The 14126-nt window shown below is 38.7% G+C and carries 12 protein-coding genes; 4 read left to right on the forward strand and 8 right to left on the reverse strand.

What is annotated here, in order from left to right:
- Window positions 1-32: 32 nt before the first annotated feature.
- From JXQ92_RS01955 to JXQ92_RS01965, 3 genes are all read left to right on the forward strand, one after another.
- Window positions 33-1058, forward strand: coding sequence for a thioredoxin-like domain-containing protein (locus JXQ92_RS01955; RefSeq protein ID WP_421984890.1), 1026 nt, complete (start codon window positions 33-35; stop codon window positions 1056-1058).
- Between the two features lie 119 nt (window positions 1059-1177).
- A complete protein-coding gene (locus JXQ92_RS01960; RefSeq protein ID WP_421984891.1) occupies window positions 1178-1516 on the forward strand; it encodes a PadR family transcriptional regulator in 339 nt (112 codons plus the stop codon).
- Entirely contained in the window at window positions 1509-4103 is a 2595-nt protein-coding gene (locus tag JXQ92_RS01965) for an FtsX-like permease family protein (protein ID WP_421984892.1), read from the forward strand. The genes JXQ92_RS01960 and JXQ92_RS01965 overlap by 8 nt, the downstream gene beginning before the upstream one ends.
- An 84-nt stretch (window positions 4104-4187) precedes the next feature.
- On the opposite strand, the gene JXQ92_RS01970 is transcribed toward JXQ92_RS01965, so the two are convergent.
- The 8 genes from JXQ92_RS01970 to JXQ92_RS02005 form a co-directional block, all read right to left on the reverse strand.
- Complete coding sequence (locus JXQ92_RS01970) at window positions 4188-6359, reverse strand: acylase (RefSeq protein ID WP_421984893.1); 2172 nt, start codon at window positions 6357-6359, stop codon at window positions 4188-4190.
- A 67-nt stretch (window positions 6360-6426) separates the two neighbouring features.
- A complete protein-coding gene (locus JXQ92_RS01975; RefSeq protein ID WP_421984894.1) occupies window positions 6427-7038 on the reverse strand; it encodes a thiol:disulfide interchange protein DsbA/DsbL in 612 nt (203 codons plus the stop codon).
- 97 nt (window positions 7039-7135) lie between these two features.
- The gene (locus JXQ92_RS01980) at window positions 7136-7792 is read right to left on the reverse strand and encodes an ExbD/TolR family protein (protein WP_421984895.1); all 657 of its coding nucleotides are present in this window, start codon (window positions 7790-7792) and stop codon (window positions 7136-7138) included.
- A 116-nt stretch (window positions 7793-7908) separates the two neighbouring features.
- On the reverse strand, window positions 7909-10515 hold the full coding sequence (locus tag JXQ92_RS01985) for a DUF5686 and carboxypeptidase regulatory-like domain-containing protein (RefSeq protein WP_421984896.1): 2607 nt from the start codon (window positions 10513-10515) through the stop codon (window positions 7909-7911).
- Between the two features lie 191 nt (window positions 10516-10706).
- On the reverse strand, window positions 10707-11282 hold the full coding sequence (gene nadD / locus JXQ92_RS01990; RefSeq protein WP_421984897.1) for a nicotinate (nicotinamide) nucleotide adenylyltransferase: 576 nt from the start codon (window positions 11280-11282) through the stop codon (window positions 10707-10709).
- A 3-nt stretch (window positions 11283-11285) separates the two neighbouring features.
- Window positions 11286-11858 carry a guanylate kinase gene (gmk, locus tag JXQ92_RS01995; protein WP_421984898.1) on the reverse strand — a complete coding sequence of 191 codons (573 nt, stop codon included), beginning with the start codon at window positions 11856-11858 and terminating at the stop codon, window positions 11286-11288.
- A gap of 5 nt (window positions 11859-11863) precedes the next feature.
- Window positions 11864-12157, reverse strand: coding sequence for a hypothetical protein (locus JXQ92_RS02000; RefSeq protein WP_421984899.1), 294 nt, complete (start codon window positions 12155-12157; stop codon window positions 11864-11866).
- Window positions 12158-12163: 6 nt separating this feature from the next.
- Window positions 12164-12769 (reverse strand): sigma-70 family RNA polymerase sigma factor, encoded by a 606-nt coding sequence (locus JXQ92_RS02005; RefSeq protein WP_421984900.1) that lies wholly within the window; start codon window positions 12767-12769, stop codon window positions 12164-12166.
- 122 nt (window positions 12770-12891) lie between these two features.
- Here JXQ92_RS02005 and JXQ92_RS02010 point away from each other — a divergent pair, with 122 nt between their 5' ends.
- Entirely contained in the window at window positions 12892-14013 is a 1122-nt protein-coding gene (locus tag JXQ92_RS02010) for a glycosyltransferase family 4 protein (protein ID WP_421984901.1), read from the forward strand.
- Window positions 14014-14126 lie beyond the last annotated feature (113 nt).

Here is a 14126-nt window from a genome sequence, read left to right on the forward strand (position 1 = left end):
TAAAAGTCAATTCACACAAAAATAAAAGCAACATGAAAAACTTTAGAAAAACACTGAGTATAATAGTCCTCTCCTTAGTTTGTATCTATGGAAAGGCTCAGAGCACGCTGAATTTTGAAATTGTAGGTTCTATCGAACAAGACTACAATGACTACATCTATTTAAGCTATGAAAAAAAGGTAGACAGCCTTAAGGTAATAGACAATAAGTTTTCATTTAAGGGTAAGGTTACTCACGTTACGGAAGCAAGAATTCATACCAAGAACGGCTATGTTACTGACGGTGTATACCTAGAAGATGGTAAAACCACAGTAAAAATTTCAATCCAGAATAACGTAACCTCCATTACCTCGATTAGCGGAAATAAAACGCACGATATAACTATGGACATCGTGTCCTTTTTCGAAGAGAACAGCGAGAAAGAAGAGTTCAGAAGCTTATTCTATGATAAAATGGACGATGTTATTTCTCAAAATCCGAGGAATCAGTTGATCGGCACCATGCTTTCTGATATCATCATGGACCCCATCTTCACTTTCGAAGAGGCTATGTCATTGTTTAGCAAATTAGACACTACCGTTCAATCTAAAGATGATTTGAATGCTCTTAAAGTCTCTCTTGAAAAGCTCAAGAGTACCAAAATTGGCAACCCATTTCCTACTTTCGATTTTCCGAATGTAGATGGTCAGGCTATTGGCGTTGAAGATTACAGAGGTTCCTATTTACTCGTTGAATTTTGGGCTTCATGGTGTGGAGGCTGTAGAATTGCCAACCCTGAATTGGTAGAAATCAGAAAAGGATTTTCTACAAAAGGATTTGATATTCTAGGTGTTTCGATCGACGCCAGTCGATCTGCTTGGCTAAACGCGATAGAAAAAGATGGACTTACTTGGGAAAACACTATAGCTGAAGGTGAGTTTAGCAATGAAACCCTGAAAAAACTCAAAATTCAATATTTACCTTCAAACTATTTACTCGATCCTGAAGGAAATATTGCAGCTATCAACATTAAGCCAAAGGAACTTAGAAAGAAATTATCCGAACTCTTAGAAAAATAACTGGCCAATAAACACCTAATTAAGAGTAGAAACTGTTGTTTCTACTCTTTTTTTGGAATCATGTCTTCATTTTAGAACATAAACACTTACTTTAGTCTTCATATTAGAACTAGATACTTATGAAAGGTTCACATTTAGGCGAATTTCAAGAACTTGCCTTGCTTACAATTTTGGTGTTAGGAGATGATGCTTATGGCGTCAGTATCAAAAAAGAAATCAATAGTAATCGAAGCACTGCTATCAGTAGAGGCGCGCTACATACGGCACTCACGCGATTGGAGGAAAAAGGCTATTTGAAATCTCGGCAAGGTGAGGCAAATGAAGCACGCGGAGGTAGGCCAAAGCGCTACTATGAAGTGAGTAACAAAGGAAAGTCAGCTCTTCATGAGTTACGTGATATGCGAGATAGTCTTTGGAATAGGATTCCTAGTAGCCAACTCGCCTTTAAAAATGTCTAGTCAAAAAATCTCCCCTCCCAGTCTATATACAAAACTCTTCCGCTGGTTTTGTAAGGAGGAATATTATTTAGAGCTACAGGGTGATTTGGAAGAAGAATTCTTCGAAAACTCTTCGTTGATAGGACAAAAAAGGGCTGCTCGCCAATACAGAAAAGAAGTTATCAAAATGATCAGACCATCGGTGGTCAAAACAACATTTATCAATAGCATTATGCGTCAATCTCTTATAGGACACTTCCTCAAAATTAGTATTCGAAACCTGAAAAAGAACTTATCCTATACCCTTCTTAATGTCGTAGGTTTTGCAGCGGCCTTGGCTGTATGTCTGTTCTGTATTAATGCCATTTACTCGAATTATCAGTTGGATAAGAAGTTTGCGGATGGTGACCGCATTTATCGTGTAAACTTGGAAATAGAAGACTTAAATGGTCCTAGCCTTAGTGCTACAACTCAAATCTCGCTTTATCAAAAAGTACAAGAGGCAATACCCGAGGCTGAAAACATTGTCATTATCCAACAGCAAGTAATGTATACTAACTCCTACTTAAAGGGATCATCAAGATCTATATTGGGCCAAGGTGTTAGTAAGGGCTTTTTCGAAGTCTTTAATTTCGAAATGATTTTAGGCAATGAGGAAGACCTTTTCACTAATCCTAAAAACATCATTATAACGAAGAAGGTGATGGACCAATACTATTCTAAAGAAACTGTCATTGGTTCTAAATTAGGCAAGTACATCATTAGTGGTGTTATGGAGACTCCTTCAGAGGTATCACATCTAGATTTTGAGTTTTTGCATAGCGAATTTGTAGACCATACGGGTTCTCCTTTCTATACCAGTTGGCAGGTATATACTATGCAGCATCTTTATTTGAAACTTCTACCTGAAACAGACCCAGAATATGTTCAGCAGAAGCTTTCTCAGCTATCAGTTAATATTAATGAAGAACTGAATAATGCAGAGAAAGACACTTACTATAATTATGTACTTGAACCTCTCGCCGAGGTTGCACAATCAAACGCTAGTTCAAACCAAGCAGCATTACTCGATAAGGATTCGCAAAAAATGGTAATGGCTTTAATTTTAGTCACATTAATCATAGCAATTTTTAATTACACCAACTTGGCCATGGCTAGCGCTCTTACTAGGACAAAGGAGGTTGGAATATCTAAGGTACTTGGTTCAAGCAGGCACTCTCTTATATATCAGTTTCTCATTGAAACCACGCTCTTATCATTACTTGGTTTAGGTTTTGGCTTATTGATATTCAAACTCCTTGGGCCTAGTGTTGCTTCTTTCACGGATTTTGCTTTCCAAGAAAATCTAACGGTAGAACAAGTGTCGGTCTTCTTCTTGTTTGCACTTTTAACTGGGCTCATTTCTGGGATTATACCTGGATTATTCTTCTCTAGACTTTCGATTCTCACACTGTTCAGGAAGTCAATCAATCAAAACCAGTTTTCAGTTGGCTTCATAAAAAAAGGCATCATTATTACGCAAGTATCAGTGAGCTTATTGGTTTTTACTTTGGGTTTCTTAGTCTTATCACAATCAAAACTCATTCTGAATCAGGCAACCCCATTTAATGGCGAAAAAATTGTTGCCATAGACTTACCTGGCTCTGATAGTCTAACCACTGTATTTAGGAACCAAATAGCGCGTCTTAATGGAGTCGAATCTATCGCTGGTGTTGGCAGCGTACCATATGCAAGAACATTTGGTAATTATGGGGTTCGAAAACATCATTTACAAGAATCACAAAACAGTTTTACGAGTGCAGTTCTTAACGCAGACAGTGGATTTGTGGCCACTTTTGGTAATTCAATTGAGTGGCTGACCAATAAAGAAGCGCAGCAAGACCGCCCCTATTTCTTGGTCAACAGTGCTTTTGCTAAAGCATTGAGTGATTCAATCAAAAGTTTTGATGAGACAACCTTCTCACTTGGTCGAGATTTTTACCCTGTCTTAGGAATAATCAATGATTTAAACCTTACCGACCCTACTGAAGTAGCAAAACCAGCAGCGATTCTGATTGAAAATGAATACCCTTATGCAACCTTGATGATGCGGCTGAATGAGGTCTCTTTTGCTAGAACACTAAAAGAAATAGGCGAACTATACCAAACTCGCTACCCTGAATACGATTTTTATCCTGTCTTCTTTGATGATGTTTTAGACAATAGCTTAAAGCAGTTTAGAAATATGGTTCGGGCACTAGTGTTTGTGTTCGCCTCCATAATTGCTATCACGCTAATGGGACAAATTGGTATGGCTATGTACCAGGCCAAAACTAGAGAGAAGGAGATTGGAATCAGAAAAGTTTTAGGTGCAAGTTTTCAGCAGGTGATTCAATTACTCTTACGTTCTACGTTCACACAGCTCATTATTGCCGGACTAATCGCCGGACCTGCGGCATATTTTATTTTTCAAGAGGTATCTCCAGATTTCTCAGTACCCCTATCACTGAAGTTTTATCACTTCGCCGGAGCCTTTCTGATTTTTGCTATTCTAATCTCACTTTTGGTCTCCAGTCAAACATGGAATACCGTAAGGCAAAACCCAGTGGATTCCTTACAGAATGAATAGAAAGAAATAAAAAAGCTGCCTATATTGAGTAACTCAATACAGGCAGCTTTGCTTTTGGGCCTCATTGAAATTGATGACCTAATATTACTTGCGTTTTCCTGGCTGATATGTTTCTTCCGCTCTGGCTTCTACGTCTTCTTTATAAAAAGCAACATCTTTAAACTGAGCATCGGCATAGCGTTGAGTTTGATCGTCGAAATGTGGAGAATTTGGATCATTACTCTGACCGCCAGCCAACATACTTTTAGCTTTCACACGATCTCCAAATTCTACCATAGCCACAAAGCTATTACCGCGGTAACCATAAATGCGTTTTGAACCATCGAAATTTCTTGCGCCGTAGGCTGCCAAAGCACCCCAACGACTTGTCGTCATTCCAACAGGTATACTTGGCGCATTGTCATCATATTTTAAGTCCATATCACCAGAAAGTCTTTGGAAGCGATTGTACTCTCCCCAAGGCGTTTCCCAAGATCCAAAGTCCGTTTCAATTTGAGCTACAGCTTCTTCAAAAATAGAAACTCGCTCCTCATATGGCGAGCCTGTCCCGAAATAATCGAATCTTTCGTTGCCGCTTAGTCTTTGAGGGTTCTTGCCTTTTCTCATGTAAAGGCTACCATAGAAATGGGCTAGCGTCATGGCCACAGATTCTTTAGATGTTTTCAAATCCCATTTATTCAATACTTCGTAAGGTCCTTTTAAACTTCTCATTTTAGCAGGGCTTCTTTCGATCGCCTTAAGTAAGCCTGGAATAACTTTTTCAAATGCTGGGAGATATGGGTCATGAGCCAACTCAATTAGACCATCTATGGTAAGGTCTTTCACATTACTTAGCATTTGTACTGCGTGTACGCCCCTGAAATTTTCAGCGTCTGGTGCCATATAGAAAGGGTAATCTTCCCGCTTCGGGCTAAATTCCGCAGCGGCAGTAAATGGTGTTGAATTACAGTTTTGAATCCATCCATTTCCCGGATTTACAATCGTAATGATTTCATCTAGCTCATGCATCCCTTGCCAATCAGTGGCTGGGTTGCTACCATCAACTGGTCTTTGGTAATTAAACTGAGGGTCTCTTTTCGGTACAAAATCTCCATGATAATAGGCGATTGTACCATCGGCGTCTGCATAAACGGTGTTATTAGAAGAATTCCTTCTAATTTTCATCATCTCCCAGAATTCATCATGATTACTGGTTTTAGATCTTGTAAATGACTGAATTAATGCGTCAACAGGTTCCCAATTTAGTTTCGTAGCAACCCATTTATCATCGATTTTACCCGTTATCGGTCCGTGATGCGTTCTATAAGTAGGGAAAGTTCTCTCTTTGATCTCGTCACCATCTTTGTATTTCAAGGTCACTTCCGAAACCTCAACATCTCTCCATTCTTCTCCGTATTTGTATTGAAGCTTTCCGTCATTCTCCTGAACGGTCTCTAAAAAGTCATCCATAAAATCCACACGGGTCGAAGTATGCATCCAGCCATTTTTCTCGTTGAATCCTTGATAGATAAAGAACTGACCCCACGTGGCAGCACCATAGGCATTCAGTCCTTCTTCGCTAACAACTTGAGACTCGCCTCGGAAATAAAATGATGTATGTGGGTTGATGAGTAACATCGCATTACCTGAGGCTGTATGCTCACCTGAAATAGCAAAACCATTCGATCCTTTTGGCTCTTCCTCTAATACATCTTGCGGAAGAAAATCGGCCATAGCAGTGGCTTTACCTTCTCCGTAGAAATTTTCAATTCGTCTTGTAGAAACGCTTTCAATATCTCCACCGATCGATCCTTCAAAAAAGAACATCGGAAACCACGGCTCGAATCGGGTGAGTACTTTTGGTTTTACTTCTGGGTGGGTATGTAGATAGTAATTGATTCCATCGGCATAGGCCTGGCATAGCACCTTTAACCATTCCGGTGCTGAAGCATAGGCTTCTTTTGCTTCATCAGTAGTCATATAGAGTCTTGCTCTTAGATCACTGTAAAGTGCCGACTCTCCTTCAGCTTCTGCTAAGCGGCCAATGGCCCAGTAATAATTTCTTTCCACTCGTGGAAAATCGTCTTCACATTGTGCGTAAAGCATTCCAAAAACAGCATCAGCATCTGTTTTACCATAAATATGGGGAACACCGTAATCGTCGCGTATAATATTAACTTGCTCAGCTTGGGCCTCCCATCTTGAGACTTCATCATCTCCAGCGGGCTGACAAGCAGCAATTAAAAGAAATAGAAATGCGAAATATAGATTCTTCATCAGCTTTAGGTTTGTCCCCAAGTTGAATCAAGAATTGGCAAGGATCAACAGTTTTTTTTTAAATGGACTACTTCTCCAAAAGGTAGTTCGTCAATGAAGTGAGTTCTTCTAGACTTCTTACGCTATTGATATCAATTTTGTACATGCCGTTGACGATCAACGTAGGCACGTTATCTACACCTTTTTTACTCCAAAGTGTAGCCATGGCGGTGGCCCTTTTTATTAAATCAGGGTTAGTATAGACTTTTTTGAATTCATCTTCCTTCACGCCATTTGCCAAGAAGATTTGCATAATATCCTTTTCAGAATCGAGGTTGATCTTTTTTAGATGAATAGCCGCGAAAAACTGTGGCACAAGATCTTTTTGAATTCCAAGATCCTGCATGGCTACAAAAGCTTTTACTATTCCAAACTGCGCTTCAGTATTATTTCTTGGTAAATAATTTACATGCGACTTTTCAAACTTCGTACCTGTTTTTAGGCCTGCTTTTAACTGATCTACTAATGGTTCGAACTGAAAACAGTGACCACAAAACAACGAGAAAAATTCAGTCACTATCGGTTCGCTTGATTTCTCTTTTGAAACAATCTCATAGTGCTTCCCTTCCATAAAAGTCGTTTGTGCTGACAGCTGGAATGAAAAAAAGGCGAGTAAAAGAATTAAAGTAGTCGTTCTCATAATTGGTCTTTTCACATGGCAAAAGTAATGCAAAAGGGGTTCTCCTAAAACCCCTTAATCAATAATCTTCTACCATGCAAAAGCGATACCAGAAAGGCTAACCACCATTGGAAGTGGGCTCTGCTAAAGAAATTGCCTTGCCAATCCCGAGCTTCCCTTTGTCGTAAAGCAACTTTTGTCTCGGATCATTTCTATTCAACTTCCTATACTCTTCTGCTGTAAGGCCTACTCTTTGACCATAGATTTTGTAGTAAGCCGCACTTATTTCATCCATTACTTTAATATAAATGTCATATCCACTTCCTCTATCTGTTTTTAATGACACAACAGCTTCACTCGGACCGTCCGAGGATGTACTCAATGACAAATCACGCTGAATGTAGTTCTTCATTTCTGTGGGAAGTGTTGCGAAGAGTTCTTGGTCGCTAATTTTAGCTTTTCCTTTCTTTTTTGAATCAGGTTGACCAAAATTCAATACAAAATCATAGACGATTTCACTTATCTCATTGATATCACCGAGCGGCTCGCCTTCCACTAGCAGTTTATCTTCAGAATTCACTTGAATTTTTAAAACGTTGCGTTCATTAAGCGGCACATTATCGATCACATCTAATTTAGGTGGCAACACCATGGTGATTCCCTTGTTAGTGGCTATCTGAGTGGTTACCAAAAAGAAAATTAAGAGTAAAAAGGCGATATCGGCCATTGAGCCAGCGTTTACTTCTTGCGCCGGTCTGTTTCGTCGGTTTATCATAGTCGAAGTATTTTAAGGTTCGACTAATTAACTATATCTTTAGTTCAAATACAACTAAAGATATAGTTTTGCATTTTAGACTGATCGAATATTTTGATTATGGGCCCTTTGTCGGTTTAATTTTCTTCTATTCTAAATATGGAGGCTACCCCAATACGAACAGCGAATTCTCTTGCTTGCCAACCTTGAAAAGACTGAACAAACTCTACTCTGAAAATCCTCAAGATATTATCGATGGTATAGCCTACTTCCATGTAGTTATCGGATGTAGGTGTATGGAGATAGTTCACAAATAAATTTTCCTTAATTCCGCTCAATCGTAACATTGGCAAGTGAGTCAAGAATAGTTTTCTAAATCGAATATGAGTTAATGCAGATACATATTCTTGGCTTGTACTGTGGCGATAATAATCTAACAATCTAAAGCCTCCTGTAACGTCTAGCGGTGTAAAGCCTAACCTGTTTCCTCTAAAATGTTTGAAATCTGTAAATAGCAAATCAGGTGTTCCAAAGAATGTACCTGCTTCAAGGTCTAAATCAATTTTTGCTCTTACACCCAGTCTAATATCGGCTTTTAAGCCAAATTCAAGGTTATCATAACCCACTTCACTATCAAGAAGTCCATTGATACCTTTTCTATAGGTAAGTCTTAGTTCTGGTGAAGAATTTTCAAGTGGAATCAACCTTCCATTATACCTTCTAAATTTAAGCCATGGCTGCGCCCTTACGCTTAAGGCTGTTTTTACCGCTCCACTATTCGTAAATGCTTGAATATTGGTTTCGGCATTTACGGGAGTATTAGGTGTAAAGAATCGGTTATCTATATCGAATACGGTATAGTCATCATTATTGAATAAGCTAGATCTGGAAGCATATTCCAACGATGCGCCAACGGTGTACTTGTATCTAAATCTTTTAGCCCAAGTGGCTTTAGCGAAGTCTTTTTGATAGAGCTTCATGTAGTTCTTCTCTCTCAACAGCGTGTAGAGGGTATTGATAAATGGATCGACAATACCCGGATTAAATTGCTCGACATAACTACCTGCCGACACTCTAAAAGTGCTTCGCTGCTCTGCCTGTCCTATTCCAAACCTTGATTCTACTTTACCATAAAGGCGGTTGCTTCCGAATCCATACCTTAGAAAAGGCTCAATTCTCAAACGAGTAGTGGTATCATTTCGCCAAATAAACCTACCTGTAAAATTCAAATTCATTCCTTCTACCGTATTGAAACGAGTTTTAAGTAGCATTCCGGGAAAATTGAACCTTAACCTTTCGCCTAACTTGTAATAGCCACCAAAGAGTATGTCTTTGGGTCTAAATTTGCTTCCATTTCTAACAATTGATGAATCTGCCTCAGCTTTGGCTTTATCTGCCACATAAGTACTGTCTTCGCGCTTGTAGCCTTGAATTTCCTTTTTAGTGAGCGGCACAGGTCTTAATTTAGCCCAGTAAACGGAGTCTTTTTTTGCTGCAGAAGTATCTACTTCATAGCGGTAGTCTCTTATTACGTCTGGCTCCTTTTCTTCTTCTCTTTCTTGCTTTTCATAGGCCTTCATTAGTTTTTTAAACTGCTTTCGAGAGACTTCCTTATCTTCTTTAAATACTTCGTTGACGCCAATGTCCAAATCACCGGATTTAATCGCTTCAATTTCTTCTGGTGCAGGGGCTATTTTTTCATCGATCAGCACGACGGTAGCGTCTAAATCTTTGTTCGGTGTTACTTTATAGTTACTTACTGAAGCTAAGTATGAGTAAGTACCTGCCAGCCCAAATATTGATCCTCCAAATTCAAACTGCTGAGTAACTGGCATCCAAGTTTCACCTTCGATTGGGGCGAATATTTGCTCAATTTTAATACTGAAACCCAATAGACTTGTGGACAGGTCTAATGAGTGAATGTTCCAGAAGTCTTCCCTGATATAGATCTCGCCTTCAAAAACATCATCTCCCTTCGACCTAGGTGTCACTTTGATTTTATTAATCTCATACCCTCTTTCTTTAAAGCTTCCTTGGTATTCGAACTTATAATATGAAAATGCTCTTGGGCTAAGTGGTGAAATGGCATTCACTACCTGTGGGAGATAAAAACTACTGTTGATGTATGAATTAGGATTGGCATTATCCATATCCTGACCCGAGGCTCTTACGGAAATCACTTTCTCTGAGAATTTATTGGGTCTCTCGTACATAATTTCACTCACTGATTCTGAAGTGAAAACTTGGCTTGTATCGATTCCCTCTTTTTGGAAAGTACGCTTTAATAACCAAGGTACTTTTGTAATTCTACCAGTACCTTTCATGTATACTTCAGCTGAGTAACTATCGTTCTGCATCAAATGATATTGTGCTTTTGCAATAGCCTTCCTCATAATGGTATAGGAAGGGTCCTCTGCTTTACCGGTAACTACAACGGTTTGAAGCTGTATGACTTGTGGTACTAAAACAACATTTAGTTCGGCAAAGCCACTAGTCACCTGTACTTGCTTTACTTGTGTGGTAAAGCCCATAAATTGAAATGTAACCGTGTATTTGCCTGCTTTTAGTGGTATTTCATAATCACCTTCAAGGTTCGAAGATGTACCCGTTCCTACTTCTTGAACATATATTGAAGCGAAAGGCATGGCATTACCTTCATTGTCCTTGATGGTGCCTTTTATTCCCTGTGCAAAAAGCCCTACAGGAAGGATTAATAATAGTGTGAGTGTTAATAAGCGTTGCATAAGTTGAAGTTTCTGAACCTGGCACAATTTACGCGCCAAAGTTTTTCTATCCGTAAATTTTGAGTTGACAGCTTATAGACGTGCTAAAAGGGTAAAATGTCCGCTGAAAATCTATAATTTTTAAATTTCGATAAATCTTTAAGGAAATAGCGGCTAAGGAGTGTTAAGCTTTCAAAAAAAGCCACTGAGAATTACTGATAAAATTTCTTGATATTAATGTAGTCCACAACAGTCGGTGGCAATAGGTATTGAACAGAATGTTCGTTTCGAATGGATCTTCGAATAAAAGTTGCTGAAATATCTAACATGGGAGAGTCGACATACTGGATATTGTCATGGCTCACCTTGATTTTCTTTTTATCAACCTGAGGTCTGGGGTATACATAAAGCCCAAAATTCTCAAGAATAGCTGTATGATTTTTCCACTTGTGGAAGTGCAATAGGTTATCTTCTCCTATAATTAGTTTAAAATCATGCTGCGGATGCTTATCAGAAATATAGGCTAGCGTATCTGCCGTATAACTTGGCCTTGGCATATTAAACTCCACATCACTGGCACGAAATTTAAAATTATCTGAAACGGCTAATTCGACCATTTTCAATCGATCGAATTCGTGCAATAATGTGCTGCTACTTTTGAATGGATTTAAAGGACTTACTACGAACCAAACTTCATCAATATCAGTCTGGTTAGCCATAACATCTGCTATAACTAAGTGCCCGATATGAATGGGATTAAATGAGCCGAAGAATAGGCCTATATTCAAAGTTTAAGGGTTTAAAAAGTTATTAACCAACTCTTCCGCTTTTTGAAAAGAATCTGCGATCTCTTCATTAAGCAAAGTTATATCGAACTTGTTTTCGAAAGTCATCTCAAATTTAGCTCTATATAGTCGTTGCGAAAGACTTTCACGTGACTCCGTTCCTCTGCCTGTAAGTCTTTTTTCAAGTTCTTGCATGCTTGGCACCTTTACAAAAATGGCTAAAGCATCGTCGCCGAAATATTCTTTGAGTTTTAGTGCTCCTTTTACCTCTACATCGAAAACTACATGTCTTCCTTCATCCCAAATTCTTTGGACTTCAGTTTTTAATGTTCCGTAATAGTTTCCGGTGTATACTTCCTCCCATTCAATGAATTCATCCTCTTCAATCTTTTGCCTGAATTCATCCCTGCTTAAGAAATAGTAATCTTTACCGTTTTCCTCGGTTCTCCCACGCTTGTCACGTGTAGACGCAGAAATTGAGAAGCCTAATTTTGGGTGAGTACTTAAAAGGTGCTTTACAATGGTAGTTTTTCCCGAACCAGAGGGTGCGGTAAAAATAAATGCCTTTCCTTTTGTCATGCTATTTAGAGATTCATGCTATTTCTGATCGTTTGTGCCAGATCAGACGGGATTTCTCCCGTGTGCATGTTGAGTTTCTTTTGAATTTCTTCTCGCATGCTTTTTTCGTTCTCAAATGTAAAATTTGATTTTACACATGATTGAATCTTTTTCTCGAAAAGAGCTCTAGATTCCTCGTCTGCTTCATTGTCCAATACCAATTGTACAATCTCCGAGAAACGCTTTTCGTCAATTAAATTTCCTTGCTCGCAATAACAGTTCTTAAAAGTCTCTTTGAACCAATCTGAAAACTCTGCCATCTTATTCTATTTATTAAATCCCATTTCTTTAGCATATGCAGCCAACTTGTCTTTCAACATGTTTCTTGCTCTATGCAACCTTGACCTTACCGTACCGATTGGAATGTCCAAAATTTTAGACATTTCTTCGTAGGTAAACCCTTCTAAATCGCTTAGTATAATGACTGTTCGAAAATCTACCGGAATACCATTTAGCGCTCCAGATATTTCATCACCAATCATGTGTTGAACAGTCTCTACCCTAAGATCAGTGGTGATTTGCTCACCGGCATCATCAGAATTGTAATATTGCTCAACTTCGTTGTAATCAACTTTAGCAGGTTGTTTACTTTTCTTCCTGAATTCGTTGATAAAGCTATTTTTCAATATGCGGAACAACCACGCTTTTGCATTAGTTCCTCTTTCGAATGAATTGATAAATCTAAATGCCTTTAAATAAGTGTCTTGCACTAAATCTTTGGCATCATCTTCATCAAAGGTCAATCGATAAGCGAAGTTGTACATGGAATCCACGTGTGGCATAAATTCCGTATCGAAGATTGCTGTCTTTTCCCTTTCGGAATAATTCTGTCTTCGAACTTCGTGTTCATCTTGTATTGCTTCTTCAGACATAATTTAAAATTAGTAAAATAAAAGTGCTAGTCCCTAATTAAGAGACTATGTTTATCCGATTTAAAGGTGGCCTTAGCGGATAAAAAATCAAGTCAAAACGCTTCGTGCTTGTATAAGAGGGTATGTTTAATGTTTTTTGTAGCATCAAGGATTTCAACCCACTAAAAATATTATTCCTCACCTATCAAGGTGACGTTGCCGGTTCTACAAACTCAATTGCCTATTTGGCAAAAGGGCTTGCAGAAAAGGGCCACCTTATTTATATAGGCATTCGCAAGGAAAGCCTGCTTTGGGACTTATTAGAAGGTTCTAAAGTCCAGAGGATTCCAATGACCTTCAAGGGGAAATTCGACTTTGAGAATTGGTGCCAAATTAAAGATGCCGTACAAGAACATGGCATTCAACTGATAAACCCGCAGTCAAGTCACGATCGGTATACTAGCATTTTTTCTAAATGGCGATATGGTTTAAACGTAAAGATTATTCACACTAGGCGACAAATGCCCAAAAGCTTTGGCGGACCGCTACAACTCCTATTATATAACAAGTATACCGATGGAATTGTCGCTGTTGGCGAACAAGTTAAAGAAGGCTTAGTAAAAGTGGGCATGAAGGCTAAGAATATCGAAGTAATATACAACGGTACGCCAACCGAGAAATATAATCAGGTTGACCCGCTTCGTGTAACTGCTTTGAAGGAAAAATATCAGCTTAAAGAAACCGACTTTGTACTAGGGTGTGTTTCCAGAATTAAGAATCAAATACAGATAATTAAAGCCCTAGACTTGCTGAAGGAACCCATCACGGTCATCTTCTGTGGTATTGAACCAACCGAAGAGATGCGTTCCATCATGAATCACTATAAGGTGACACACAAAATCCATTTCGAAGCTCATGTAGATTCTCCTGAGATTCTCAATTACTATAAACTCTTCGATGCTAACATTTTAGCTTCAACCATGGAAGGGCTTTCTCAGGCACTATTAGAATCTATGGCGCTGGAAGTTCCAGTAACGGCTACTGCTTATGCGGGAAATTTAGACTTAATTCAAGATGGTGAAAATGGCCTACTTTTCACCGATGGAGATATTCCGAAAATCGCAGAAAACATTCGTGAGCTCAAGCAGAATGACGCTTTACGAGAACGCCTAAAAACGAATGGCCAGCAAACGGCTTTAGTCACATTCAATATTGAAAACACCATCTCGAATTACGAGGAGTACTTTTTGGGCTTTGCTCAGTAAAAGATGCTATTACGGCCACAGGCTTCTCGATAAGCTCAAATTCTTTCAAAACATAATTTTTTTATGCATTAAAATAATTAATATAGCATTTTAAAGTTATCATAATCCTGAGC

Source organism: Roseivirga sp. (assembly GCF_049099775.1).
Lineage (GTDB): Bacteria > Bacteroidota > Bacteroidia > Cytophagales > Cyclobacteriaceae > Roseivirga.